Raw genomic sequence first — 25,108 nt, forward strand, 5'->3', positions numbered from 1 at the left:
CTCCCTTCCTTTATCTCCTGTCCCTAATGCGGATACTCTGTACCAGCAATATGGAAAACAGCATCTTTCCCATATACCGGGCCGCATTGACCGGATTTAAATAACTCTCTCCCAGAATCCGTTCATCCATGATCACAGGGATTTCCGCGACCTTTGCCCCCTGGCTGATCAAATAGGAGATCGTATCAGGTTCCGGACCATAATTTAACCCATCAGCAAATTCCTTGATCATCTTCCTGCTGAACATGCGCATACCAGAGGTAGGGTCACTGACCTTTACCCCAGTGGTAAACCAGATGGAGCCGCTTAAGAGCCTGCTCCCAAGCATCCGCATGGTATGGGGTTTCTTCCCTGTCATAAATCTGGAGCCGATAACAATATCATAGCCCTCGTCCATCTTCTCTTTCATGGGAAGGATATATTCCGGCCGGTGCTGCCCATCCCCGTCAAACTGTATGGCATACCGGTAACCGCGCCTGTGAGCATATTTAAGCCCGGTCTGGAACGCTCCGGCAAGCCCCAGATTCATGGGCAGGTCAATGATCTTCCATCCATGCTTTCTGCAGATATCTGCTGTTTGATCGGTAGAACCGTCGTTAATGATCACATAATCAAACATGGGATAGTTCGTAATGACATCTCCTACCACGCGCTCAATATTTAAAGCTTCATTGTATGCAGGTATTACTACCAGTACCTTATCCATCATTTCTTCCGCTCCATTCTCTCTTTTACCTCTGCACCGCCCATGTTTCCGGGGCGTAACGGTATGCCTGCATGACGTTCCTCAGTAATAAAAATATGGATCGCCTGTCCCATAAAGCAAAGCATGAGAATCAGCATTTCCAGCATATAAGAGAAGGCCGCTCCGTTGATTCCTCCCACTCCTACCAGCCAAAAAGAGAGAAAGAAGGAAAGGATGCAGACCGGTACATAGCCAAAAAAGATTCCCTTCTGCTTTTTCATGATAACAAGCACATAATAAAACAGATTCATAACCGCAAAGAAACCGCCGCCCAGCACGATGAAAAGAAGCCCGGATTTATACGGTTTAAGCTCCACATTGGAAATGGCTCCCAGTACAGGAACCCCAATCGCCCAGGCTCCTGCCAGTGCAATGACCGTAAGAAGGAATATGATTCCGGAAAGCTTCTTTAGGCAGGTCCCCAATTCTATAAAGTTCCGTTCCTCCCATTGATAAGACATCTTGGTCAAAAAGGGGCGGATCACAAAGTTAGCAGCCAGGTTAATGACCGAGGTCGGCATAAAAATTGCCACAAAAACAGCGTTGTCCGTGGAAGTCATCCGGGCATCCACCGCATATTTTGCCATGGCAAAAATAAGCCCGTCCAGAAAAACGGATAAAAACAGCAAAAAACTGTCCTGCAAAAGCTTCCACTGCCTGCCGGGTGTTCTGGTAAACACCATTCCGGGGACATTCTCCGCCATTCTTTTATCAAACAGCAGGATCCCTGCTCCCTGGGACAGGACCGCAACCACGCAGGAAAATACAAGCTCCCTTGTAACAGCAAGGGTCCCTAAAAAACAAAACACTGACAACAGGGTTCTAAATGCCATGGCCTGTCCTGTAAGATACAGCCGCCCGTTTCTCTGAAATTCCGATTCATACACATCGGCAAACCCGTCCAGCACCTTATAAAGCACCATCAAAAATACTACCAGTGCTTTTTGAGCCGTATAGCCTGCCGACGGAGACAGGGTATTAAAAATGATATAACAGATTCCAAAAATGACTGCCATGGAACAGGTGGTGAACCGGGCCAGACGATATTCGGAAAACGTATAACTTTGGCTTGTATCCGTGCTCTGCAAAGGCCTCATGCCAAAATAGGCCACCAAAAACATCTGCTGCCCAAATGTGCTGAATGCAAAGCCAAAGATCCCTCCCTGTTCCGTTCCTATGAGATGGTTGACCAGAGCCGTGAGTATCATGCTGGAACCGGCATAAACCAGGCTTCCGATCATATTCCAGGCCACATTTTTTCGTTCCATTTATTTTCCTCTTATTTGTCCACGGTTTTGGGGTATAATCATATACCCACCGGTTATTTCCTCGCAATGTCCCTTTATTCTACAATATCCGGCTTTAAAAGTAAACTTAAAACCACCCCGCTACTCTTTTGTGATCCCGGAAATACGGCACAGGTACAAAAAAGCCTCCAGCCGGAACAGCCAGGAAAGCCCTGCATAAACAACGACTCCTACCAGAATCTGTACAACCAGGGTTAAGAGTGTTCCTTCTATTACATATTGTACTCCGTATGCGAAGAGGCACATCACCGCTGATAAAAGAAGAGAAGGAAGTACATCCTTCCACTGCTCAAAAAAGCTGTAGTTTAAAAGCTTTTTATTGGGATAGGCATTGATAAAGGTACAGATGAAATCGGTTACTGCCCTTAAAGCAACCATGGTATAAATCCCAAAGGGAATGCTGATCAGAAGCGCAGTCATACTGACTGCCTTCTTTATTATTTCCAGTTTGAGGAATATCTCGCTTTTTCCCATGGCATTGATAGCCTGCAAATTCGCCACATGAAGGGGCCAGGTTGCATAGGCGATGCATAACAGCCGAAGCATGGGGACACAGGGTAAATACCGGTCCGTCAAAAGCAGCTTAACCATAGGCTCAGCTACGGCAATCAATCCGGCCATCATGGGAAACACCAGGTAAGAGCTGGTGACAATGGACCTTCTCACCATACGCTTTAGCGTCTCCTTGTCCTCCTGGCAGGCCGAAAAAGCAGGAAGCATGACCGACTGGATCGCCGCTCCGAGATTATTTGCAATCAGAGCAGGAAACTGGTTTCCTCTTGAGTATTGCCCCATCATGGCGGAATTATATAATTTCCCGATGACTAGCCCGTAAACATTATTAAATACTGTATCTATAAGACCGGAACAAAGTATCTTCCAGCCATAAGAGAACAATTCCTTCGCCTTCTTAACGGAAAACAGAAGCCTTGGCCTCCACTTCACCAGAAATACCAGCATGACCATTAAGAAAAAACTGTAGAAAAACTGCTGCATGACAAGGGCCCACAGACCCAGTCCCCTGTATGCCATAAATACGCCTATGATACCGGAGCAAAGGGCGGCAAAAAGGCTTGCCAGACAAAGCTTTCGAAACTCCATATTCCTGGCAACCACAGCAGACTGCACGGAGGTGACGGCACCAAAAAACAGGGTCACAGAAAGGACCCGGAGCACGGTCGTAAAAACAGGCTGTCCGTAAAAAGAAGCTATGGCCGGAGCCGAGAAAAAGAGAATTACATATAAAACAAAAGCAATGGCTCCGCTGATATAAAATGCAGAGGAATAATCGGCCTCATCCACCGTCCGTTTCTGGATCAGGGAGGTATTAAAACCGCTTTGGACAAACACATTTCCAATGGTGATAAATATCATGATGAGCATGACTTCCCCGGACTCTGCCGGTGTCAGCATCCTTGCAAGCAGAACCGAAACAAGGAACTGAATCCCCTGTGTACCTCCGTTTTCCATCACTTTCCAGAACAGACCGGAAAGGACCTTTTTTTTCATGTTTTCCTGGTACATACTGGCTTTTCTCCTTGCTTACCAATTTACATTTACGCCTTATTGTACTATATTCCCCAATAATTGTAAATCGTATATAGCATTTTGAACTTACTTGTGTTAGAGTATAAAGGAATATAATTTTCATTTTTAGAATTCAGGAGGTTTTAAATTATGCGTAAACTGACACGAAGCCTGACGCTTCTCTGCCTGACGGCTGCTCTTGTTTCCGGACAGGCCTCCCTTGCATGGGCAGATGAAGCATATGGACCGGGATTTAAGAATGGTGTCCCCATCAGTCAGAGCGACGGGCAGTCTGAAGATCAGAAGCAGACGAACACCCAGACGCAGGAAGGCGTAACTACAGATGAAGCGGAAAACGCTTTGGCAAATGCCGGTATAGACATTGGAAAAGAAGGGGAAGGCGGCGGCGAAGACGGCGAGGTAGATGAAGCTACCAGAGCTGCTCAGGAAGCGTTAAAGGCCAATTTCCCACGTCTCCAGACTACCGTTATGGTCGGTGACAGCAACTGGTCACAGCCATTTGTTAATGATGCATGGATCACAAATAACGGACAGGGCTTTCACGGAATGTCCACCTTTCTTACCAACATTGTTGGAAATGTGCTTTATCGGACCTATACCTCCAGCACCGGCTGGTCTCCATGGGTTTTAAACGGACAGCAGACTACCAACTATGCCAATGACATAAACATCGAAGCTGTACAGATGAGGTTTTCCGGTTATGTGAATAACCAGTTCGATCTCTACTATACCGCACAGTTGGAAGACGGGACCACCATGGACTGGGCGAAGAATGGGACCACTACAGGAACCATGGGAACCGGACATTACATAACCGGGCTGAGAATGGCCTTTTACACCAAGAATTCCCAGTTCCCTTATGCCACGGAGAAGCCTCTGATTTCCGCCGTCGCAGACGGAATGCGGCTGATCGATGGCGGCCTCCGTTACTTTAACGGAGATGGAACATCCTTCACCGGCTGGGCATGGGCAGGCAATGAACGTTACTATTTCCAGGATTCCTATCCGGTGACCGGCTGGCAGTATCTTGACGGCTACAAATATTATTTCGACGAATCCGGAAAAATGCTCACTGACTTAGAGCCAATTATCGGCGCTAAGGGACCATTCCTCATCAGCATCAACAAATCCATGAACTGCATGACCATCTTCGCCAAAGATGGGAACAACGGTTTTATTATTCCGTTAAAATCCTTTTTGACCTCCACCGGACCGGATACCCCTCTTGGGACATACCAGACTCCGGAAAAGTACCGCTGGAGGGATATGAATCACGGAATCTTTACCCAGTACGCAACCCGTATCTGGAAGGGCTTCTTAATTCATTCCATTCTGTACAGCAAACCTAACAATATGACGCTGGATCCGATGACTTATAATTATATGAGCATTGCTCAGTCAGCGGGATGCGTCCGGCTCCTCTCCGGAGATGCCAAGTGGGTATATGATCACTGTGCTATTGGAACTACCGTTACGATTTACGAATCACCGGTTCCAGGCCCTTATGAGAGACCAGCCATTGAACAGATCATACCCGAAACCCAGACCTGGGATCCTACGGACCCTAATATTGCAAGATAACCTGGGCAGATAATTTTATCATAATAAAATGCATGGGCAGGAAACGGATTATACCGGATCCTGCCCATATTTTTGCCGCTTTACCGTTTCTTTCCCAGGAATATCTTCCTTAACAGCCTATAAGCTCCAGGAGTCCTGTACTCAGCCTGAATAAAAAACCTGGTTCTTGGTGTCAATTCTTTATAATATCTGGCGTATTCCGGGTTCACGATCTCCTCAAACTGCCTGGTATTGACCATGGTATGATAATAAGTCCGTTTTGCCGCACTATCTGCAGCTTCCTTTAAACGCCCCTCTGTGGCAACGTTAAATTCCTCATACACCGTTTTCATCCGCTCCCAGTAAATCTTCTGCTTTTGGGCGTAATTCCCGCTTTTTCCTTCCACGGTCCAGGAGCCTGCTACTCCCACCCGGTAGGCACTCATAGGTTGATCCATGTAATAGCCGTACCCTTTTTCAGCCGCCATCATCTGCAGGGGAGTATCTCCCACCGGGCAATCCACGTAATAATCCGGAAGATCTTTCACAAGGCGGGAGGGAAACGCCATGGAGGACATGGCATAACCGGAAGGCTTATCTACGATCTCCTCCGGGGTGATGACCCGGCTCTCCCTGTAAGGACGCATCTGTTTTTCTGTCAGAGCCTTTCCCACCAGTTCGATTTTTGCACTGTGTATACAAAGGGTGCAGTCCGGATGGGCCTCCATGTAATCCACCTGCTTTTGCATCTTATCCGGTGTCGTCCAGTAATCATCTCCATCGCACATGAAAATGTATTTTCCTCTGGCCCGGGGGAAATTAAACGCTCCGCTGATATTGTCGATTCCCTGAGAATACTGGTTCTCTGTCTGTATAAGGGGTTTCACCTTATCCGGGTATTTTTCAGCATATTCTCTTATGATATCTCCCGTCCCATCGGTGGAAGCATCATCATGGACCAGAATCTCAAATTCAAAATCCGTCTTCTGCATGAGAAAGCTGTCCAAGGCCTGCCTGATATAAGCTCCATGGTTATAGGTCACACAATTAATGCTGGCCATTATGTTTGATTCTGAACTGCCGCTCATTCCTCTCCGCCCTTTCCTGCATCTGCTTTTGTAATATACTTATCTTCACTTGCAACGCAAGGTTAGATAAAAGGGCTGCTTTTTAGCCCGTCCATCCGATTATGGGAATTGCTATTTAATTCCCATAATATTATAGTTATCTGAACTTGCAACGCAAGGTTAGATAAAAGGGCTGCTTTCTAGCCCGTCCATCCGATTATGGGAATTGCTATTTAATTCCCATAATATATTCCTCATATTTTCTCGCAATATACATACCCGTAATTCCTTTTAAGGGTTCTATGGCCTCTCCGATAAAGCATCTTAAATGGTTGGTAACACAATCGTATCCTGCCAGGCAGGAAAACTCTACGCCGCCGGAAAAACGAGGATTACACTCCAGCATATGATACGATCCATCCTCTGTCTGAATGAATTCAAAGTTCACACATCCGTTGATACCAAGGGCATTGGCTATATCCCTGCACGTTGCTTCCAGAACCGGATCCAGAAACACCAGCACCGAGGTTCCTGCTCCGTTCGGGGTCCGCAAAAGCTCCTTCCGGCATACGGCAACGCTCTCTCCTGTTTCCGCCTGCCTTACCACGTCAACGGTAATGATGCTTCCCTGATAATAGGGCTGGACGATCAGCCCCTCAGAGTCCCCGCATTCCAGAAAGCCTTTCATCTCGTCAAGGGATTGTATATAGCGAAGCCCCTGACTGCTTCTTCCGTTAAAAGGTTTGATAACCGCAGGATAGGAAAGGCGCTCTGCGTCAGCCTCCATAAGCTCCAGCGTGGGAATGGGGCTGCCTATGCCCTTTTCCTTAAGAAAACGGTACAGCTCCCTTTTATCCCTGCACAGAAGAAGGGTTTCCTCCGATGACAGACATAATGTCACCGAAGCAAGGGCCAGTTCGTCCCTGTAGCGGTTCCACACATCTACCTCCACATCCGTGAGAACGATCAGCACTTTTGCCTGTTCCTCCCTGCATATCTTCAGTATGGAGTTCACATACCGTTTCTCGTCCGTAGCAAGGGGGACCTGGTAAAAAGATGCCACATTCCCGGAATCCGCAATCCATTCTGCCGGATAAATATCACAGCCAACTACCCGGAAACCGCCTTTTTTTAAGTTTTTTATAACGATATCTGCTGAAAACGACCCAATTGCAGTCACCAATGCTGTATTCATAATTTCCTTCCTCTCTGTTACCCAGGGCATATGGGTATCCCTGTAAGGGGCTTCCTCTTTCCTTTCCTCCTATCTGGCACCTAAAATAATGGCGCAGATGCGGTCGACCTGATCCAGGGAAAGTTCTGCATATAAGGGCAGGGTCAGTACGCTGTCTGCCGCTTTTTTTGCCACAGGAAGATGTACATTTGAAAACCGTTCCCGATAGCATTCAAAGTCAGTGATCAGAGGATAAAAATACTTTCTCGCAAAGACATGGTGCGTGGCCAGCAGGTCATATACCTCATTTCGTGTTAAAGAAAAGCCGTCAAAGGCAACAGGAAAATAAGCATAATTCTGGCGGATCCCTTCTTTGGGATTCATCAGGCGGATTCCCGGTACTCCCGCCAAATGTTCCCGGTACCGTTCTGCCACAAGCCTGCGCTTTTCAATGTTATCATTCACATGGCGGAGGTTGCAGATACCCATAGCCGCCTGAAACTCATTCATTTTTGCATTACCGCCGATATATTCTACGGTTTCCTTGCCGGTGATGCCGAAATTCTTTAAATAATTGAACAAGATCTCCAGGGATGGATCCTGAAAGGTCACAGCACCACCTTCAATGGTATTAAACACCTTTGTGGCATGGAAGCTGAACATGGAAGCGTCTCCGTAGGTCCCGATCCCTCTCCCATTTACATCTACACCAAAGGCATGGGCGGCATCATAAATTACCTTTAAATTATGTTTTTTCGCGATTTTTTCAATTTTATCTACATCACAGATATTTCCATAAACATGAACCGGTAAAATGGCGGTCGTCTTTTCCGTAATCATTGCTTCAATCTTATCCGGATCAATGGTATAATCCTCCTCCCGGATATCGCAGAACACGGGAGTCAAGTTATTTCTTACAATGGCATGGGTGGTGGAAGCGAAAGAAAATGGGGTGGTGATCACCTCACCGGATAGATTCATGGCCTGGAGCGCCATTTCAAGAGCCATATGTCCATTGACAAACAAAAGAAGCTTCTGTATCTTTAAATACTCCTTTAACTGCTCCATCAGTTTTTCATGAAATTCTCCCATATTCGTCATCCAGGCAGTTTCCCAGATCGGCTTGATCTCTTCTATAAATTCTTCATAGGAAGGCATGGAAGCCCTCGTCACTAATATGTCCTCTTTGTTGTCCATGCGTTATCCTCCATTTTCCGGTCAGATGGAAAGCATCTGGCCCAGCGTCCGTATAAGGGTGCTTTTCATTAATTTGAATTTCCAAATCGTATATATCTTTACCGCCCTGTTTTTTTCGGGCAGTCCGATAAAATGCTCCAGAACCGCTCTTTGCTCACTGGACATCTCATTTCCATAGAGTTTTAAAAACATCTGTGCCTGCACAAACATTTTCCTGTAATTTTCCCGGACCGCATTCTGATTCCGGATCCGCGCCGCATACTGCTCCTTACCGCTTTTGGATCCCATCTGATTTTCTCCATGCTGCCGGTATAAGACCAGGGGTCGGTCAATGTAGGATATCCTTCCAAAACAACTTGCCAAAAGCCCCAGCCACCAGTCATGCATAACGCATTCCCTGGGAACATCGGTCAGGAACTCCAAAAATGCCTTGTTGATCATGACTGTATTCCCTGTGATATTATTCTCAACCAGATAATGGCTGAACCGGTTATCATGAACTGCGATTTTCTGGTATTCCGCCATGGATTCGTGAAGAATGCTGCCCTCCTTATCGGTTACCGATAAGTCACCATGGACCAGAAGGGGAACCGCTTTCCCCCATTCCGTTTCCAGCTTCTTCATTTCCCTTAAGGTGACCTCTGCCTTATCCGGCAGCCATACATCATCCTGGTCACACAGCATGATATACTCATCAGTTACCACCTTAAGCAGGCGGAAGAAATTATTCTGGGCACTGCCGGATCTTTCGCTGTTCCTAAGGCTCCTCACACGTCCCGGATATCGTTCTTCATATTCCCGGATAATGGCAGGGGTGCCGTCTGTAGAAAGATCGTCGGAAATCACGATGGACAGATCGGAAAACGTCTGGTTTAATATAGATTCCAGCTGCTCCCGTATATATTTTTCTCCGTTATAGGATGCAAGCAGCACCGAAACCATATATTTTCCCCCTTTCCACGTTTCTATCTACCAGGATAATCCCACGATCTTTGTCAAAAACCAGATTTCAGCCATGAGAAATGCCAGGAAAGCCTTTACCAGACATTCCTGGAACCGGTTGATCCCCAGATAGTTTTTATAATAGTGAAGCTTGCTCTCATGAAGAATTGCCTGCTTCTTTAAAATAGATTTCACATTCTTATTAATAGACACGGAATGAAGGTGTATATAGGACTGGTTTAAAAGAAGTACCGTCCCGTATCCCTTTTTCTTAAGCTGAAATCCAAGTATCTTTTCCTCATAGTAAAGAAAGACATCTTCATCATAAAGACCGCATTCCATCAGAGCATTAATATCCGCCATAAAAAGGGAGCCAAGCACAGCATCTACATAAACGTACCGCTCCTTTTCAAAATCTGCTTTAAGTTCCGGCCGGTCATTCAGCCAGCGGGCAAAAATACGCCTTGTAATAAGGCCAGTATCCAGAAGATCACCCATCAGGCCGTTAATGCGCCAGCTTGACAGCGCCACCTCTCCCGCTCCATCCCTGGTGACTGCTGCCGCAACTCCCAGCCTGCTTATCTTTAAAAAGGAATCCTTCATGGCCTGTATACATCCTTCTGTAACCTTAACATCAGGATTTGCGATGAGCACATGGGAAGCGTGAAGCGTCCCATATGCATACCGGATCCCCTGATTATTGCCGTATCCGTACCCCCCGTTCCTTTCCGTGGAGATAAGATGGACCTTTCCGCCCGCAACTGCCTGAAGCCTCGATACGGAATCATCGGTGGAGTAGTTGTCCACGATCACGATAGAATCCAGGATTTTATAATTTACTATGGAGTTTACCAGGCTTATGGTGGTTTCCGGATCATTATAATTAAGAATGATACAGCTAATGTTCATATCCGCTCCTCTTTAAGAACCTTTTCTGGAATTGATTACCCGCATCCCAAACCTGATGCTCACAAAGTCTCTCACGGCAGGACATAAAAAGGTGGCGTAATCCATCAGGTGATAAGCAGCCATATAAAGACGGCTTCCCTTTTCCTTAGGTGTTCCGGCCCAAGGCGTAAGTGATAGATAATGATCATAAGCCCTGCGGTAATGGTTTAAATTTCCCTCTTTCCAGGGTCTTTCATCCCCCATAAAGTGTAGGATCGCAGGATGTTTTTTTGCCTCCCGGAACCCTTTTTGCCCAAGCTTTCCATACACAGGAGACAGCCTTACCAGATGACTGTACCGGTAATATCGGTAATTGGTAAAAAAGTTATATCTGGGAGATAAGGGTTTTATCCTTCCCTTTAACGCCCCATTAATGGTATCCTGATCTCCTGCAAACAGCTTCCCGCCCATGGAACAGTAAAAGTCCAAAAGCTGCTTCTGGGCGTTTTCCTCTCTCCAACGGGTCATATCAATGAGGAGAACACCGGAATTGAAATAAGGAGCTTCGGATAAAAGGCCGATTTCTTCCTTAATGGAAGGGTATATGGTAGGTTCCATGACCGCTCCTAAAAGGAAGGACCCCAGATCCTTTTCCCACAGCATTTTTAAGGAAGACAGCACTACCGTATCACAGTCTAGATACAGCACTCGGTCCGTTACCTCCGGGAGAACCTCTCCCATAAACAGGCGGGCCATAATGCTTAAATCAAAACCGCCCGTATCAACTTCATAGGAAAAGCGCTCCTTTAAATCTCCCAGCTCCACGACCGTCAGTTCCCGACCAAACCCATCTGCCACGGACTTAAGCCGTTCTTTCGTCTCTTTGGACAGGCTCATGGACAAAACATAGATATGGATGTCACCCATGTCCCTGTTATGATCCAAAAGGGAATAAAGGGATACGGCCAGATGCCTGGCATAATTATCGTTGGAAGCGTATACAACGTTCATAGATTCCTCCAGTTTACGTACGTATCAGGGCATGGAAAATCCAGCCCTGGTTCCGTAGTATTGTACTATATCTGCTATAAAAAGTAAACAGCTATGCCTGTATGCAGGATTAGCCCAATTCCTTTTCTGCCCGGTTCATGGCTGATTCAATAACCTTGTCCATATCGTAGTATTTATATTCCCCTAACCGTCCGCCGAAAATCACATGATCTTCCGTTTCAGCCAAAGCTGCATATTTTAAGAATAATCCCTGATTTTTTTCATCGTTTACCGGATAATAGGGCTCCATGCCCTCGGTCCAGTCTACCGAATATTCCCGGGTTATAACAGATTTAGGCTGAGTTCCGAATTCAAAATGCTTATGCTCAATGATCCTGGTATAAGGAGTTTCCCGGTCCGTGTAGTTAACGACTGCCACTCCCTGGTAGTTATCCGTATCCACTACCTGGGTTTCAAACCGCAAGCTCCGGTATTCCAGCTTTCCAAACTGATATCCGTAATAAGCATCAATGGTTCCGGTATAAATCACCCGTTCTCCTAACCCATCATAATATTCCTTATTTTCCAGATAATCGACTCCCATTTCCACATCGCAGCCTTCAAACAGCTTTTCAATGATCACATTATATCCGCCTATGGGAATTCCCTGGTATAAGTCATTGAAGTAGTTGTTGTCATAGGTAAAGCGAACGGGAAGGCGTTTGATGATAAAGGCAGGAAGATCCTTACAGTCTCTGCCCCACTGTTTCTCCGTATAGCCTTTCACCAGCTTTTCATAAATATCCCTGCCCACAAGGCTGATCGCCTGCTCCTCTAAGTTCCTGGGTTCTCCGGTTACAGAAGCTTTCTGCTCTTCGATTTTTGCCTTTGCTTCCGCAGGGGTGGATATTCCCCACATCTTGCTGAAGGTGTTCATATTAAAGGGCATGTTGTACATTTCACCCTTGAAATTTGCTACCGGGCTGTTGGTATAGCGGTTGAACTCTGCCAGCTCATTGACAAACTGCCATACCTTCTTGTTGCTGGTATGGAAAATATGGGCTCCGTAACGGTGTACGTGGATTCCTTCTGTTTCCTCGCAGAAAATGTTGCCGCCCATGTGGTCCCTCTTCTCTACCACAAGACACTTTTTCCCTTTTTGCCTTGCCAAATATGCGAAGACACCGGAATAAAGGCCGCCGCCTACCAGCACATAATCATATTTTTTCATGGTTTCCTTCTCCTGTCTCGTTTATAAACTGTCTACATTATACTAAAACCATTTAGAAAAGTAAATGTATGTGCTTATTTCCTTCAAGAGGATAAATATATAAGTGATTTAATTGCCAAACCTAACTTATTAGAGGTAAAATACCGATATACATGCTATATACAAAAGAATAAAGCTTTAGGGGGATGGATAAATGTTTAAAGTAGCAATTTGCGATGATGAACAGAATGAAGCTGCGGTAATTAAACAGCTTGTAGAAGAATTTATGAAAGATCATGGAATTCTTTACAGCATTCAAATGTTTCATTCTGGTGAGGATCTGACAGCCTCCTCTGTAAGCTTTGATTTCGTCTTTCTGGATATTTCTATGGGAGGAATGAATGGGATTGAAGCGGGAATGAAGCTATACCAGAAAAACAGAAAGGTCAGGATCATTTATATTACAGGGTTTAACGGATACTGCAGTGATGCAATTAATCGTGCACATGCATTTGCCTATTTGCCGAAACCTGTTAAAAAGGAACAATTAATAGATCATATCAGCGAGCTGGTACAGGTCATAGGATTGGATCGAGGAAATGATATCGAGATTGTATTGTCAAATGTAACAGAAATAAGTGAAAGCGGGGAAAAAGAATACCCGGCAGTTAATGTATCGGTTTCAAAGATTCTTTATTTTGAATATGTAAAAACTGCACGTAAAATCAGAGTGAAAACAATTAAAAAAACGTATGAATATATTGGGACAATGACAGATGTGGAGCAGAGAATGGAAATATATGGCTTTGGAACCTGCTACCGTGGAGTGATTGTAAATTTTGAACATGTGGCAAAAGTAAAAGGAGATATGGTCTATTTAAATACGGGAGAAAGGTTACCCTTATCACAAAAGCGGGTAATTGCCTTTAAAGAGCAGTTAAATAATTATGTTCACAGGAGTATTTAACTATGGAAAATAATATATTGTTTTTATCCGGAATCATAGTCTCGTGTCTGGTTACTACTATAGTCATTTTTCAATTTATGGGCAGCAGGCATAAAAAGGCATTTCATAATAAACAGTTCTACTTTTTCGTTCAAACAGGCATCAGTATATTTTTAATGGGCATCAACTTATTGCAGCGGCCATTGGTAAATATGCTGAGTTGGGTCATTTCATATGGTTTGGTAAGCTATTTCTTATATTTTGATGATTTTGATAAACCGATGCGAAGGGTTTTAGAAGCGGAAATTATGGTATTGGTATTTGCAGTGTGCGAAGCCGCAGGGGTAGCCTTACTTGATTTTATATTCTGGGAAATGCGTATGCCTCCATTGGAGCCGGAGGTGGAAACGTTTCTTAATATGACATTTTCCATGTTTGTTTTGCTGTTTATGTATTATACTTTTATTTCTCCAATATGGGGGAGAAACGAAAAGGTCAAATTTACCAAATCACAGTATGTACTTCATTTTATTATTGCCATTTACAGTTTTATGAACATGGTTGTAATAGGCGTTTCCTTCGGGAAAATAAGGGGAGAAGGTATGGGTCTTATTCTGTTAATCAACATGGGATTCATTATATTTGCAGATATGTATTTTTTATATTTCATACGATTTATGGAAGATAATTATCAATTAAAGGTAAAACTGGAGTTATTGGAACAGCAGGCAACTATGCAGTATAAATATTATTTGCATCAGGAAAAGAAGCATCAGGAATCTCTTAGTATACTTCATGATGTTGACAAGCACATAGCGGTTATGGAAGGGCTGTATCATGGAGATGACAAAGAAGGGACAATTAATTACATTAAAGAGATCAATACAATCTTAAAGCCTTTGCTCCCACAACAGCTAACCAATAATGGTATTTTAAATATTCTTTTAAATGACAAAATACAAAACACGGAAAAACTACATATTGATTTGCAATATGAAATAGGAAATGTTGATTTAAGCTTCATGAATCCAATGGATATCACTACAATCTTTGGTAATTTATTGGATAATGCCATAGAAGCCTGTGCACAAGTGAACGGATCTCCATGGATAAGGTTAAAAATCAGCCCTTATTATGAAATGATAGCAATAAAAGTTGAGAATACTTCAAATAGCATCGACAGATGGAATGAGGGCAGACCGGTGTCTCAAAAGGGGGCAAATCACGGAATCGGATTAAGCAATGTTGAGCGCGCGGTAGAAAAGTACGATGGTTCTATGAATCTGAGCAGTGAAAACGGAATATTCCAGTGTAATGTATTGATAAATATGTAGGAATGAGCGGACGGAACGTTTTCAGTTGAAGTGCCTACTTCGTGCAAAAAAATCGTCTTTCGTGCTTCACATATTGAAAGCAAATGGTATTTGACTATAATTAAAACATAACTATAAATTACACAAGAAAGGAAGATTAAAATGAAGAAAAATTTCAAAGAAACAGCTTTAACTTTACTTTCAAAGGCCGCATTATCCACATCTAAGAAGGAGGCAAACTCAGCCTGTATTTGTATTGGGTATCAACCTAAAATGCCTGAGAGCGTTACAAAGTTTAAAAAGAACATTTAGTTAAATTTCATGTGTAATAAGTCGACGAAATAATGAGAAGAATAGTTGGTTACATATCAAGAAGCATGGTCAAAGATGGTATTATTTTAGAATCAGAGCAGGATATCTATGATTTCGGAATAGAATGTTTGCTTTTAAAATTAATACACTACATTTCTTATATAACCATTGCAGTCATGATGCAGCAAGTCTTTGATCTGTTTGTAATGGCGTGCGCCTTTTATCCCATACGGGTAAATGCAGGCGGGTATCATGCCAGGACGAGAATAGGCTGCTACTTTGTATCATGTTTGACGGTTTTTTCTGGCTTGTTGTTTTACAGGCAAAACTTTAGCGATAAGGTTTATATTATATGTTTGCTGGCTGCTTCTGTCATTATCTACTTCAATGCTCCTATCGATAACGAAGGAAAAATCATGAGCCGGTCAGAAATAGAATATTACAAAAAAAAGACCAGAGTGGTTATCATAGTTCTTGGTGTATTAATAGGGGGAGTTTGGGGATTAAATAAAGATTATATCGGCAAAATGTTGATTTGTGGAATTGTAATTTCGGCGATTGCAATATTCATAGAAAAACAAAGAAGAAAATTGAGAGATGAACATGATTCCCAAAAGTAGTTTACTTTTGGGAACCCTTTTTTATATCACATAATTTTAAAAATAAACCTTTCTTTTAATACTTATATATTTTTTAACAAAGTTTCACCAGCTATATTTTTGATATATTATGATAAAGTCACCGGGAAAAACAAATTCTTCTTTCGAACTCCCGGTTTTTTGTAGGAACGTCCAGGCAAAATTGCCGGATGGAAAAAGGGAATTTGTTGATGACACCAGTTTCCCCACTGGTATGATCAACAAATCCCCTTCCTTTGCTCTTATCATCGTTAATAATGCTTATGAGACCTTTTCATTATGCCTTGTCAGCCTTTCCTTGATCCTCGGCCCTATGATCTGAACCACGATCACCAGAATCAGGATGATACCCTTGATTGCATCGTTGATGAGAGAATCCATCTTAAGTGCAACGATGATCTTGTCAATGATCGTATAAGACATGGCTCCAAATAAGATTCCCAGGCATTTGCCCTTTCCTCCGGACATGCTGATGCCGCCTAATACAACTGCCGCAATGGCATACATTTCATAGCTGCTTCCGGTTGTGGCCGGGTCAGAAGAGGCATTCATGGCCACCCATAAAAAGGAGGCAAGCCCTGTCAGGATTCCTGCAAGAACAAATACGGAAACCTTCATGAGGCTCACATTGATCCCCGCCATCTGTGCTCCCTTCGCATTGCTTCCCACCGCATATACCTTTTTTCCATACTTGGTGCTAGTCGTTATATAAACAAATAAAGCTGTCATTAAAATCAGGATCAGTCCCACAATGGGAACGGTAACGATCTTTCCGTTTCCAAGGCCGTAAAACGGCTGATAAGAGGACAGTTCTTTGATCATCCGGTATACGCTGCTTCCGCCTCCTGCCAGAGCCTTATCGATATGCTGGCAGATATATTGGGCAAAGGAACGGAAGATCAGCATGGTCGCTAAAGTAACAATAAAGGCCGGCATTTTTATGTATCCCACCAGCAGGCCGTTGATCAAGCCGCAGACCGCACCGAATAAAAGGGCAAACAATAATGTCATCAGTATATGATCTGTGATATTAAACATGATGACCGACAGTCCGCTGTTTAATGCCAGCATGGAACCTACCGATAAATCGATTTCCCCGGTCATACATACCAGTCCCATTCCCAGACCAATGATTCCCACCACTGCCGAATGGCGGAAAATATTCATGGTGCCGCTCCAGGTCAGCCCGTTGCTGGTGAGGGCATATACCAAAAAGATCAGTACAAATACGATAATAAAACTGAATTCCCCGCACCATTTGGATAGAACCCCAAGGGACACTCCGTTTTTCTTTTCTCCTGCCTTCATTTCTTTATCCTCCTATTTCCTGGTTCACAGCATTTGTAGAATACAGCATGACCGTAGTATCATTGATTTCATCGTGCTCCAGAATTTTGATCATTCTTCCGTTGTAAAAAACAGCACAGAAATCTGCTACCTTCTGGATCTCCGGTATTTCCAGGGTATTGATGAGTATGGTCTTTCCCTTTTTTGCCATTTCCAGTATCAGCTTATAAATCTCAGCCTTGGCTCCTACGTCGATGCCTTGAGTAGGATTATCAAACAGCAGAATATCCGCATCCGTATTCAGCCATCGGGCAATAAATACCTTCTGCTGGTTTCCGCCGCTTAAGGATAGAATGGAATCTGAGCTGCTTCTTGCCTTGATATTTAACAGGGTCTTAAACGCTTCAAACCGCTCTTCTTCCTTCCGTTTTTGAATGTGAGGCTTGCGTGCCGATAAGGTATGCTCCGCCAGGTACATGTTTTCCAGCAGATTCATGTCCGGGATGACAGAATTTTCTTTTCGGTTGGACGCCAGCATGGCGATGTTTGCTTCCATGGCTTTATGGATCGAATGGGAGGGCACCCGTTTTCCCCTGACCTTCATTTCTCCTGATATAGCCTCAGTAACCCCAAACATGCACTGCATCAGCTCGCTGCTTCCGGAGCCTTGAAGTCCGGTGAGTCCGATGATCTGGCCTTTTTTGACCTGCAGGGACACTTGTTCAAATCCAGGCCCTGAAAAATCATGGAGCTCCAGAACCACCTCACCGGGCTTTCTCTTTTCATAGACCTCACCGGCAGAATAATTCTCTCCTACCATGAGCCCTGTTACCTCTTCCGGAGTCGTTTCATCTATGGCACCGTCTCCTATGAACTCACCATTACGAAATACAGTATACCGGTCAGCCAGCTCAAAAATCTCCGGCATTTTGTGGGAAATAAAAATAAAGGAGGTTCCTGTCTTTTTTAAATGATTGACAATGCTGAACAAATGCTTTACTTCTTCGTTATTTAAGGAAGTGGTGGGTTCATCTAAGATCAACAGCTTTGCCTTAAAAAATAACGCCTTTGCGATCTCCAGCATCTGCTTCTGGCTGGTCTTTAAATTCGCCACCAGCTCACCTGGATTTATGTCAACTCCCAGTTCATGGAATAACCTCTCCGTTTCTTCCATCATCTTTTGTTTGTTCAGTTTTCCAAGCCTGTTCTGATATTCTTTCCCCAGAAAAATATTTTCATAGACCTTTAAATCGTTAAACAGATTCAGTTCCTGATGGACAAAGGCAATTCCCAGTTCCTCCGATTGTCTGATGGTGATGGTATCGATCTCTTTTCCGTCAAATGCAATGGTTCCGCTGTCTTTGGGAAATACTCCTGTCAGCACGTTCATCAAAGTCGACTTCCCTGCTCCATTTTCTCCAAGCAGGGCATGAACCTCCCCCTGTTCGACGGTTAAGCGGACCCCCTTTAGTACCTGGACTCCGTTAAATGCCTTGCTGATCCCACTCATTTCCAATAAACTCATCTCTCAACCTCCGGTTTTATAAAAGGGGCCGTTCCGAAAGTGATGAACGGCCCCTTTTGTCCCTCAGACCATTATTTCTAAAAGGATGGGTACTCAGTTACATTTTCTGATGTTACATTTTCGCAGGCGATCACATGATCCTGGGTCACCTGTTTTCCATCCAGGTAATCAACCATATCTTCAATCGCTGTCTGAATCATAGATGGGCTGTAGGTTACTGACATGATGCCTCCGCATTTTGATACGATATCCTCATAGGATTTTCCCCGGAGTACTTCGTACAGTTCGTCAAGTCCGCCACAGCCGGTGATAACCGGTTTGCCGGAAAGGAAGGTATCCTTGGTTGCCTCATCAATTCCGCCTCCGGAAAGAGCCTCTAAGATTCCCATGGCAAGCTCATCATCTTCTGCATAAAACCATTTGATCTTGGCGTTTTTACTGTCTCCCATCAGGGATTCAAAGGATGTTTTTGTGTCTGAGCGGCTCCAGTTCATTGCTCCGGAATATGTAATGGATTTTAAGTCATCCTGGCTCCATTTCTTATCTGCATTAATGACTTCTCCGCCAAATTCCAGTTCCCCTGTTAAGTATTTGGTGAAGCCCTCATCCCGCAGTGTGGTAACGGAAGAAGTGTCGCCTTCATAAACGTAGATCGGCTCTCCCGGTGTAAGTCCCAGGGAAACAAAATAAGCGGCAGCACCTGCGCCGATGCCGGAATTGTCGCCTTTTACATTGGACACGGCCTTACCGGCAACACCGTCAATGATCCGGTCAAATGCCACATAGGGAATTCCTGCATCGATCACGCCCTGAATCGCAGACTGTACCGTATCATCAATGGGCTGGATGACCATTGCAATGTTCTTTTCTCCTTTGGAAACGATATCCTCGATGTTCCGGATCTGCTCTGCCGCATTGGCTGAGGTGATGAGTTCCGAGGTGTAAGTGCCGTTTTCATTTACTTCCTGGATCTTCTGTTTTGCAAAGGTAGCTACAGAACCGGTCCAGCCATGATCTTCTGGTACGGTCAGAACATAAATATGAGTACCTTCTTTTACGGCCTCTGTATCTTTCACAGTTTCCGCTGATGTTGACTCTGTCTTTGCTGCCGCTGTTGTGGTGTCTGCCGGTTTTACCTGGGAACATGCAGTTCCTGCTGCCGCCACCAATGCCGCCAAAATAATTGCTGCTGCTTTTTTCATATTGCTGATCCTCCTTTTACATTTTCCTTCTCTATCAAAGCATTTTTGCTGCTTTAACCTAAATGATAAACTGGTCCATATATTTCTTAGACAGTTTCAGACTGTCAAGGATCTTTTCCCTGGAGCCCTCAAACGCCCTGTCCTCAACTTCAATGCAGGTGAAGCCGTTGTAACCGATATCCGTTAATGCGCTGACATATTTTCCCCAGTTCACATCCCCAAGGCCGGGAAGCTTTGGCGACATATAATCCAGGGGATATGCCATGGTCCCCACCTTTTTTAACTCATCCTCATACAATTTAATGTCCTTATAATGGACGTGAAAAATCTTATCCCGGAACTGGTAAAGAGGCTTAATATAATCCATCATCTGCCAGACAAAATGGGAAGGATCATAATTGATGCCAAGATTTTCATTGGGCAGAATCTCAAATATCTTTTCCCAGTTCGCCGGAGATGTCATCAGGTTCTGCCCGCCGGGCCACTGCTCCCTGCCAAACAGCATGGGGCAGTTCTCAATGGCGATCCGCACATTTTTTTCCTCTGCATGGGCAAGAATGGGCGGCCATATTTCTTTCACCAGCTCTAAGTTCTCTTCCACGGTCTTTGTCTGGTCCCTGCCGATAAATGTGGTCACCAGACGAACGCCCAGGACATCGCTGGCATCAATCACCTTCTTAAGATGGGAAATATTGTCCTGCCTTTTTTCCTCAGCCTCTTCCATTACGTTGGGATAAAAAGCAAGAGCGGAAATATCCACATTCCGTTCTTTGCAGTAGTTTCTTATGTACTCCGCCTTTTCCTCTGTTAAACCGGCCACGTCAATGTGGCTGACTCCCGCATACCTGCGTTCTGCTTTTCCCTGGGGCCAGCAAGCCACTTCCACACACTGGAAACCCATAGCTGCCGCCGTATCGATCATTTCCTCAAAAGTCCATTCACCAAGAATTGCACTGACAAATCCCAGTTTCATGCTATCTTTCCCCCTTTTTCCCGATAACGATCCTTCGTTTTTCCCTGCCAGACTCCAGGCAGGCAAACACAGCTTCCATGGCGCTTAATACATCAGCCCCGCTGACCGGCACCTCTGTCCCCGCCTCCAGAGCATCCACAAATGCATCAATAATCCCGGATTTTGTCTGATTGTCATTGGTCTGTATCTTATCAATATCGTATAATATTTGCTCCCCATTTTTCAAAACCACGGAAATGGAATGTTCCGGATCGTCATAGATCTTCATGATCCCCTTCGTCCCATAAAGAACTGTAGAATTATCTTCCCTGCCATAATAAGTCCAGCTGGCTGTCATGGTACCTATGGCACCATCTTCCATCTCATAGATGCAGATGGCATTGTCATCCACGCCGATCAGCTCTCCTGACTCGTATCTCTTATCCAGAGTAAGCAGCTGGGCAATCACAGCTGCGACTTTCTGGCCCAGAAGATATTGGATTAAATCCGTTTTATGAACTCCCAGATCAGCCATGGCTCCCATGGAAGCCCTATCTTTATCAAAAAACCAACTGTTAGCCCCATCGATGCTCCAGGTTTCCGGCCCGCCATGCCCGAATGTGGTCTTAAATGTGAGGACCTTTCCGATCGTATCTGCTAAAAGAAGCTCCTTTGCCCGTACATGAGCTTTGGCAAATCTCTGATTTTGTCCGATCATCAGCTGCCGGTTGTTCTCAGCCGCCGCGTGTACCATTGCTTTACATTCCTCAAGGCTTACAGCCATGGGCTTTTCACAAAGTACATGTTTTCCCGACCGAAGGGCCTTGATGGTAATTTCGGCATGTGTATGATTGGCCGTACAGATACTTACTGCATCGATTCCCCGGTCAGTCAGCAAAGCATCTGCAGAATCATATACCTTTCCGCCGTAAACTGCAGCCAGCTCCCTTGCCCGTTCCTCGTTGAAATCATAATAGCCTGCAATCCGGGCTCCGGGATGCGCCCCGTATTCAGGGATGTGTCTTGTCTGTGCGACCCTTCCGCACCCAATGATTCCTACCTTCATAGCATGTTCCTTCCTCTTCCGATTGGCTTTCATATTGCTTTTCATTTCTTTCATTTTTTCAAGGTGATTTTACCATTTTCTTGCTTTATTTTCAAGTTTTTGGTCGTTATTAATAGTTTTTCCATGTTATATCCAGATTCTATTGTGATAATATAATCAATCTGCACAATTGCCCTCTTGATTTTCTGAAAACTTTTCATAACTATGAAAACTTTATATTTACAATAAGCCTCTCTCATGATATAAACAAAAGAAAGAACTAAGCAAAGGAAGAACAGGGGAATGAAACAGGAAAAAATTACAATAGAAGAAATTGCAAGACAGGCGGGAGTTTCACCGGCCACTGTCTCCCGCGTGTTAAATCACAGGGAGCAGGTCAAGGCAGATACCGCCAAACGGGTAGAAAGCACTATGGCCGCTCTTGGATATGCCTTTGAATCCACCGCTCCGCCCTCCATTGAAGATCAACCGCTGATCGTTCTGAATATTCCGGGAATTGAAAATGTTTTCTATCAGGAGGTCATAAAAGGGGCCAGAGTCTCGGCAAAAGCCCATGGCTGCCATCTGCTCATCAATGAATCACCTTTGGACCGGAGTTCCATCCGCAATTTCTGCAATCTGCTCCACCGGGTCAATGCTGCCGGTTCTATCCTTTTGAACCGGGCATCGGAAGAACACTTAAAACAGATACGCGCCATCACCCCTTTGGTGCAGTGCTGCGAATACAACGAAGACGCCGCAGGATATCCCTATGTCAGCATTGACGATTTTTCCGCTGCAGAGGCGGCCACCGGATATCTCTATCATTGCGGCTGCAATAAAATCGCCCTCATCAATGGGCCTTTAAGCTTTAAGTATGCGGTAAAGCGGCAGGAGGGATATTTGAGCGCCTTAAAAAAGGCGGAAATCTCTGTCCCTCAAAACTGGATCATACAACTTCCGGAGATCAACTACCAGATGGCCTACGCTGCCATCTGCCGTTTATTAAACAGTGAGCCAAGGCCCAACGCCTTCTTTGTGGTCTCCGATATATTTGCGGCTGCCGTCATCCGGGCGGCAAAGCGTTTTAAACTTAATGTTCCTAAGGACATCATGGTGGTGGGCTTTGATAACATCGAATTTTCCACTATGACCTGTCCTTCCATTACAACGGTCAACCAGCCCTGCCTGCAGCTTGGGTATACTGCCTGTGAAATGCTCCTGGAAATGATGGAAAATCCCTCCAGCTCCCCAAAATCACTGATCCTGGACGCAGAACTGGTGATCAGGGAATCAACTGCAAAAATCTGATTAAAGTTTTCCGTCAAAACATAAAATAAGGCCAGCCTTTTCTCAAAGGCTGGCCCTTTTATTTATGAATAGAATAACCGGTTGACTGCGCTGAAGATTCCGCGGATAGACGCTCTTGTAATGTTGGAGCTTATTCCCACACCATAGGTGGCTTTTCCTGTCTTCACATCTAAAAGGTGAATATAGGAGGCCGCCTGTGCTCCGGAACCGGAAGCAAGGGCATGCTCGTAGTAGTCAAGAACCCGGATCTCAATGCCAAGTTCTTTTTCAAGTCCCTTCTGTACCGCATCAATAGGTCCGTTTCCAACACCCTCGAAGACTTTCTCTACGCCATGATCGGTATAGCGGACTTTTGCAGCTGTTGAGAACGGTGTATCATCTTCCGCTTCCGTAATCTGTGCTTTGCGGAAATGGATCGGTTCTTTCTTCTCCGTGTAATTGCTCTTAAACTCATCCATAATCTGCTCAGGAGCAACCTCACCCTGCTTTTCAGAAATCGCCTGGATCACATCTGCAAACTCCTTATGCATACCCTTGGGAAGCTTGAAGCCATAGAAGGTATCCATGACAAAGGCAACACCGCCCTTGCCTGACTGGCTGTTGATCCGCACGATAGGCTCATACTGCCTGCCGATATCTGATGGGTCAATGGGCAGGTAAGGAACCTCCCAGTAAGTATTCTTTCTATCCCGCATGGCCTGCATGCCTTTGTTGATGGCATCCTGGTGGGAGCCGGAAAAGGCGGTAAAGACAAGCTTTCCTGCATATGGATGTCTTGGCTCCACTTCCATCTTGGTGCATCGCTCATATATGTCAACGATCTCACGAATATTCTCAATGTGAAGCTCCGGATTGATCCCGTGAGAGAACATGTTGTATGCGACTGTTAAAATATCTACATTCCCGGTCCGTTCGCCGTTTCCTAAAAGCGTACCTTCCACCCGGTCGGCTCCTGCCAGCAGAGCAAGCTCCGTGGCTGCGATTCCGGTTCCCCGGTCATTGTGGGGGTGAACGCTTAAAATAATGCTGTCACGGTCCTTGAAATGAGTATTCATCCATTCGATCTGATCTGCATAAACGTTAGGAGTATTCATCTCCACAGTAGAAGGAAGGTTGAAGATAATTTTCTTATCCGGTGATGCGCCCCAGGTTTCCTGGACAGCCGTACAAATATCCAAAGCAAAATCCAGCTCTGTTCCTGTAAAGCTCTCAGGAGAATATTCAAGAACCACTTCTCCATCAAAGTCCTGCATATACTGCTTCACCCATTCCGTACCCTTTACGGCGATCTCCCTGATTTCTTCCCGGCCCTTGCCAAAAACTACATCCCGCTGAAGAGTTGAAGTGGAATTGTAGATATGCACAATTGCCTTCTTAACTCCCTGAAGGGCTTCAAAGGTCCTCTTGATCAAATGCTCCCTGCACTGAACCAGAACCTGAATGACCACATCATCAGGAATCAGCTTACGTTCCACAAGCTGCCTTAAGAAATCATATTCAATCTGGGAAGCTGCCGGAAAACCGACCTCAATCTCCTTAAAACCCAACCGGATCAGGAGATCAAACATCTCGATCTTCTCTTCCACAACCATGGGCTCCGTAAGGGCCTGGTTTCCATCCCTTAAATCAACGCTGCACCAGATCGGCGCTTTCTTAATCTCATTGCACGGCCATTGTCTTTCCGGATAGGTGACTACCGGTACTCTTTTATATCTTTGATAATTCAACATGTTTTTATCTCCTCCATAATTATGTAATCGTCTGCTTTGTCCGGCGGATTGCCGAATCTGTTCTTGAAACAGAAAAAACTTAACACAGGCTTTGGAGTCGATAAATCACGCTGTATCTTTTGACAATGAACAACGTGGTTTTTACAGGTCTAACCCCATCTATCATCATTCCTTTGCATTGAAATCACATACCGTACTCTGACAGTGTGTCACGGTAAA

Annotated in this window: 22 protein-coding genes; 6 read left to right on the top strand and 16 right to left on the bottom strand. The window is 44.8% G+C overall.

The window, feature by feature from the left end; translation table 11 throughout:
* Positions 1 to 10: 10 nt before the first annotated feature.
* From BMX69_RS17130 to BMX69_RS17140, 3 genes are all read right to left on the bottom strand, one after another.
* On the bottom strand, positions 11 to 706 hold the full coding sequence (locus tag BMX69_RS17130; protein WP_054790281.1) for a glycosyltransferase family 2 protein: 696 nt from the start codon (positions 704 to 706) through the stop codon (positions 11 to 13).
* Positions 706 to 2,013 (bottom strand): lipopolysaccharide biosynthesis protein, encoded by a 1,308-nt coding sequence (locus BMX69_RS17135; protein ID WP_242941285.1) that lies wholly within the window; start codon positions 2,011 to 2,013, stop codon positions 706 to 708. Before BMX69_RS17135 ends, BMX69_RS17130 begins: the two co-directional genes overlap by 1 nt.
* Positions 2,014 to 2,133: 120 nt before the next feature.
* On the bottom strand, positions 2,134 to 3,576 hold the full coding sequence (locus BMX69_RS17140) for a lipopolysaccharide biosynthesis protein (RefSeq protein ID WP_100043021.1): 1,443 nt from the start codon (positions 3,574 to 3,576) through the stop codon (positions 2,134 to 2,136).
* Positions 3,577 to 3,729: 153 nt separating this feature from the next.
* Here BMX69_RS17140 and BMX69_RS17145 point away from each other — a divergent pair, with 153 nt between their 5' ends.
* Complete coding sequence (locus tag BMX69_RS17145; protein ID WP_054790213.1) at positions 3,730 to 5,181, top strand: L,D-transpeptidase; 1,452 nt, start codon at positions 3,730 to 3,732, stop codon at positions 5,179 to 5,181.
* Positions 5,182 to 5,261: 80 nt separating this feature from the next.
* On the opposite strand, the gene BMX69_RS17150 is transcribed toward BMX69_RS17145, so the two are convergent.
* The 7 genes from BMX69_RS17150 to glf all read right to left on the bottom strand — a co-directional run bounded on the left by BMX69_RS17150 (position 5,262) and on the right by glf (position 12,649).
* A complete protein-coding gene (locus BMX69_RS17150) occupies positions 5,262 to 6,248 on the bottom strand; it encodes a glycosyltransferase family 2 protein (RefSeq protein ID WP_054790212.1) in 987 nt (328 codons plus the stop codon).
* Positions 6,249 to 6,456: 208 nt separating this feature from the next.
* Positions 6,457 to 7,422 (bottom strand): ATP-grasp domain-containing protein, encoded by a 966-nt coding sequence (locus BMX69_RS17155; RefSeq protein WP_100043022.1) that lies wholly within the window; start codon positions 7,420 to 7,422, stop codon positions 6,457 to 6,459.
* Positions 7,423 to 7,491: 69 nt separating this feature from the next.
* Positions 7,492 to 8,598 (bottom strand): DegT/DnrJ/EryC1/StrS family aminotransferase, encoded by a 1,107-nt coding sequence (locus BMX69_RS17160; protein WP_100043023.1) that lies wholly within the window; start codon positions 8,596 to 8,598, stop codon positions 7,492 to 7,494.
* Positions 8,599 to 8,619: 21 nt separating this feature from the next.
* Positions 8,620 to 9,540 (bottom strand): glycosyltransferase family 2 protein, encoded by a 921-nt coding sequence (locus BMX69_RS17165; protein WP_100043024.1) that lies wholly within the window; start codon positions 9,538 to 9,540, stop codon positions 8,620 to 8,622.
* Positions 9,541 to 9,567: 27 nt separating this feature from the next.
* Positions 9,568 to 10,449 (bottom strand): glycosyltransferase family 2 protein, encoded by an 882-nt coding sequence (locus BMX69_RS17170; RefSeq protein WP_054790208.1) that lies wholly within the window; start codon positions 10,447 to 10,449, stop codon positions 9,568 to 9,570.
* A gap of 12 nt (positions 10,450 to 10,461) precedes the next feature.
* Positions 10,462 to 11,439 carry a glycosyltransferase family 8 protein gene (locus tag BMX69_RS17175; RefSeq protein ID WP_100043025.1) on the bottom strand — a complete coding sequence of 326 codons (978 nt, stop codon included), beginning with the start codon at positions 11,437 to 11,439 and terminating at the stop codon, positions 10,462 to 10,464.
* Between the two features lie 109 nt (positions 11,440 to 11,548).
* Positions 11,549 to 12,649 (bottom strand): UDP-galactopyranose mutase, encoded by a 1,101-nt coding sequence (gene glf / locus BMX69_RS17180; protein WP_025230065.1) that lies wholly within the window; start codon positions 12,647 to 12,649, stop codon positions 11,549 to 11,551.
* A gap of 193 nt (positions 12,650 to 12,842) precedes the next feature.
* Between glf and BMX69_RS17185 the strand changes: the two genes are divergently transcribed.
* The 4 genes from BMX69_RS17185 to BMX69_RS17200 all read left to right on the top strand — a co-directional run bounded on the left by BMX69_RS17185 (position 12,843) and on the right by BMX69_RS17200 (position 15,819).
* Positions 12,843 to 13,595: a LytR/AlgR family response regulator transcription factor gene (locus tag BMX69_RS17185; protein WP_100043026.1), complete on the top strand. Its 753-nt coding sequence runs from the start codon at positions 12,843 to 12,845 to the stop codon at positions 13,593 to 13,595.
* Positions 13,596 to 13,597: 2 nt separating this feature from the next.
* Positions 13,598 to 14,908 (top strand): ATP-binding protein, encoded by a 1,311-nt coding sequence (locus BMX69_RS17190; protein ID WP_054790205.1) that lies wholly within the window; start codon positions 13,598 to 13,600, stop codon positions 14,906 to 14,908.
* 141 nt (positions 14,909 to 15,049) lie between these two features.
* Positions 15,050 to 15,199, top strand: coding sequence for a cyclic lactone autoinducer peptide (locus BMX69_RS17195; RefSeq protein ID WP_054790204.1), 150 nt, complete (start codon positions 15,050 to 15,052; stop codon positions 15,197 to 15,199).
* Between the two features lie 32 nt (positions 15,200 to 15,231).
* Complete coding sequence (locus tag BMX69_RS17200; protein ID WP_100043027.1) at positions 15,232 to 15,819, top strand: accessory gene regulator B family protein; 588 nt, start codon at positions 15,232 to 15,234, stop codon at positions 15,817 to 15,819.
* Between the two features lie 279 nt (positions 15,820 to 16,098).
* Here the strand turns inward: BMX69_RS17200 and BMX69_RS17205 are convergent, their stop codons facing one another.
* The 5 genes from BMX69_RS17205 to BMX69_RS17225 form a co-directional block, all read right to left on the bottom strand.
* Complete coding sequence (locus BMX69_RS17205; RefSeq protein ID WP_100043028.1) at positions 16,099 to 17,145, bottom strand: ABC transporter permease; 1,047 nt, start codon at positions 17,143 to 17,145, stop codon at positions 16,099 to 16,101.
* Positions 17,146 to 17,149: 4 nt separating this feature from the next.
* Positions 17,150 to 18,649: a sugar ABC transporter ATP-binding protein gene (locus BMX69_RS17210; protein ID WP_100043029.1), complete on the bottom strand. Its 1,500-nt coding sequence runs from the start codon at positions 18,647 to 18,649 to the stop codon at positions 17,150 to 17,152.
* Between the two features lie 77 nt (positions 18,650 to 18,726).
* A complete protein-coding gene (locus BMX69_RS17215; RefSeq protein WP_174715227.1) occupies positions 18,727 to 19,851 on the bottom strand; it encodes a substrate-binding domain-containing protein in 1,125 nt (374 codons plus the stop codon).
* A gap of 58 nt (positions 19,852 to 19,909) precedes the next feature.
* Positions 19,910 to 20,824 (bottom strand): sugar phosphate isomerase/epimerase family protein, encoded by a 915-nt coding sequence (locus BMX69_RS17220; protein WP_100043030.1) that lies wholly within the window; start codon positions 20,822 to 20,824, stop codon positions 19,910 to 19,912.
* Between the two features lies 1 nt (position 20,825).
* Positions 20,826 to 21,914, bottom strand: coding sequence for a Gfo/Idh/MocA family protein (locus BMX69_RS17225; RefSeq protein WP_416388656.1), 1,089 nt, complete (start codon positions 21,912 to 21,914; stop codon positions 20,826 to 20,828).
* A 237-nt stretch (positions 21,915 to 22,151) separates the two neighbouring features.
* On the opposite strand from BMX69_RS17225, the gene BMX69_RS17230 reads away from it, so the two are divergent.
* The gene (locus tag BMX69_RS17230; RefSeq protein ID WP_025230072.1) at positions 22,152 to 23,159 is read left to right on the top strand and encodes a LacI family DNA-binding transcriptional regulator; all 1,008 of its coding nucleotides are present in this window, start codon (positions 22,152 to 22,154) and stop codon (positions 23,157 to 23,159) included.
* A 62-nt stretch (positions 23,160 to 23,221) separates the two neighbouring features.
* Here the strand turns inward: BMX69_RS17230 and leuA are convergent, their stop codons facing one another.
* Positions 23,222 to 24,889 (bottom strand): 2-isopropylmalate synthase, encoded by a 1,668-nt coding sequence (gene leuA / locus BMX69_RS17235; protein WP_054790201.1) that lies wholly within the window; start codon positions 24,887 to 24,889, stop codon positions 23,222 to 23,224.
* Positions 24,890 to 25,108 lie beyond the last annotated feature (219 nt).

The sequence above is a fragment of the Lacrimispora sphenoides JCM 1415 genome (assembly GCF_900105615.1).
GTDB classification, from domain to species: domain Bacteria; phylum Bacillota; class Clostridia; order Lachnospirales; family Lachnospiraceae; genus Lacrimispora; species Lacrimispora sphenoides.

Bases quoted from the DNA above. Each gene is read 5' to 3' on its own strand.
- BMX69_RS17130 (WP_054790281.1), bottom strand. From the start codon at position 706: ATGGATAAGGTACTGGTAGTAATACCTGCATACAATGAAGCTTTAAAT.
- BMX69_RS17135 (WP_242941285.1), bottom strand. From the start codon at position 2,013: ATGGAACGAAAAAATGTGGCCTGGAATATGATCGGAAGCCTGGTTTAT.
- BMX69_RS17140 (WP_100043021.1), bottom strand. From the start codon at position 3,576: ATGTACCAGGAAAACATGAAAAAAAAGGTCCTTTCCGGTCTGTTCTGG.
- BMX69_RS17145 (WP_054790213.1), top strand. From the start codon at position 3,730: ATGCGTAAACTGACACGAAGCCTGACGCTTCTCTGCCTGACGGCTGCT.
- BMX69_RS17150 (WP_054790212.1), bottom strand. From the start codon at position 6,248: ATGAGCGGCAGTTCAGAATCAAACATAATGGCCAGCATTAATTGTGTG.
- BMX69_RS17155 (WP_100043022.1), bottom strand. From the start codon at position 7,422: ATGAATACAGCATTGGTGACTGCAATTGGGTCGTTTTCAGCAGATATC.
- BMX69_RS17160 (WP_100043023.1), bottom strand. From the start codon at position 8,598: ATGGACAACAAAGAGGACATATTAGTGACGAGGGCTTCCATGCCTTCC.
- BMX69_RS17165 (WP_100043024.1), bottom strand. From the start codon at position 9,540: ATGGTTTCGGTGCTGCTTGCATCCTATAACGGAGAAAAATATATACGG.
- BMX69_RS17170 (WP_054790208.1), bottom strand. From the start codon at position 10,449: ATGAACATTAGCTGTATCATTCTTAATTATAATGATCCGGAAACCACC.
- BMX69_RS17175 (WP_100043025.1), bottom strand. From the start codon at position 11,439: ATGAACGTTGTATACGCTTCCAACGATAATTATGCCAGGCATCTGGCC.
- glf (WP_025230065.1), bottom strand. From the start codon at position 12,649: ATGAAAAAATATGATTATGTGCTGGTAGGCGGCGGCCTTTATTCCGGT.
- BMX69_RS17185 (WP_100043026.1), top strand. From the start codon at position 12,843: ATGTTTAAAGTAGCAATTTGCGATGATGAACAGAATGAAGCTGCGGTA.
- BMX69_RS17190 (WP_054790205.1), top strand. From the start codon at position 13,598: ATGGAAAATAATATATTGTTTTTATCCGGAATCATAGTCTCGTGTCTG.
- BMX69_RS17195 (WP_054790204.1), top strand. From the start codon at position 15,050: ATGAAGAAAAATTTCAAAGAAACAGCTTTAACTTTACTTTCAAAGGCC.
- BMX69_RS17200 (WP_100043027.1), top strand. From the start codon at position 15,232: ATGAGAAGAATAGTTGGTTACATATCAAGAAGCATGGTCAAAGATGGT.
- BMX69_RS17205 (WP_100043028.1), bottom strand. From the start codon at position 17,145: ATGAAGGCAGGAGAAAAGAAAAACGGAGTGTCCCTTGGGGTTCTATCC.
- BMX69_RS17210 (WP_100043029.1), bottom strand. From the start codon at position 18,649: ATGAGTTTATTGGAAATGAGTGGGATCAGCAAGGCATTTAACGGAGTC.
- BMX69_RS17215 (WP_174715227.1), bottom strand. From the start codon at position 19,851: ATGAAAAAAGCAGCAGCAATTATTTTGGCGGCATTGGTGGCGGCAGCA.
- BMX69_RS17220 (WP_100043030.1), bottom strand. From the start codon at position 20,824: ATGAAACTGGGATTTGTCAGTGCAATTCTTGGTGAATGGACTTTTGAG.
- BMX69_RS17225 (WP_416388656.1), bottom strand. From the start codon at position 21,914: ATGAAAAGCAATATGAAAGCCAATCGGAAGAGGAAGGAACATGCTATG.
- BMX69_RS17230 (WP_025230072.1), top strand. From the start codon at position 22,152: ATGAAACAGGAAAAAATTACAATAGAAGAAATTGCAAGACAGGCGGGA.
- leuA (WP_054790201.1), bottom strand. From the start codon at position 24,889: ATGTTGAATTATCAAAGATATAAAAGAGTACCGGTAGTCACCTATCCG.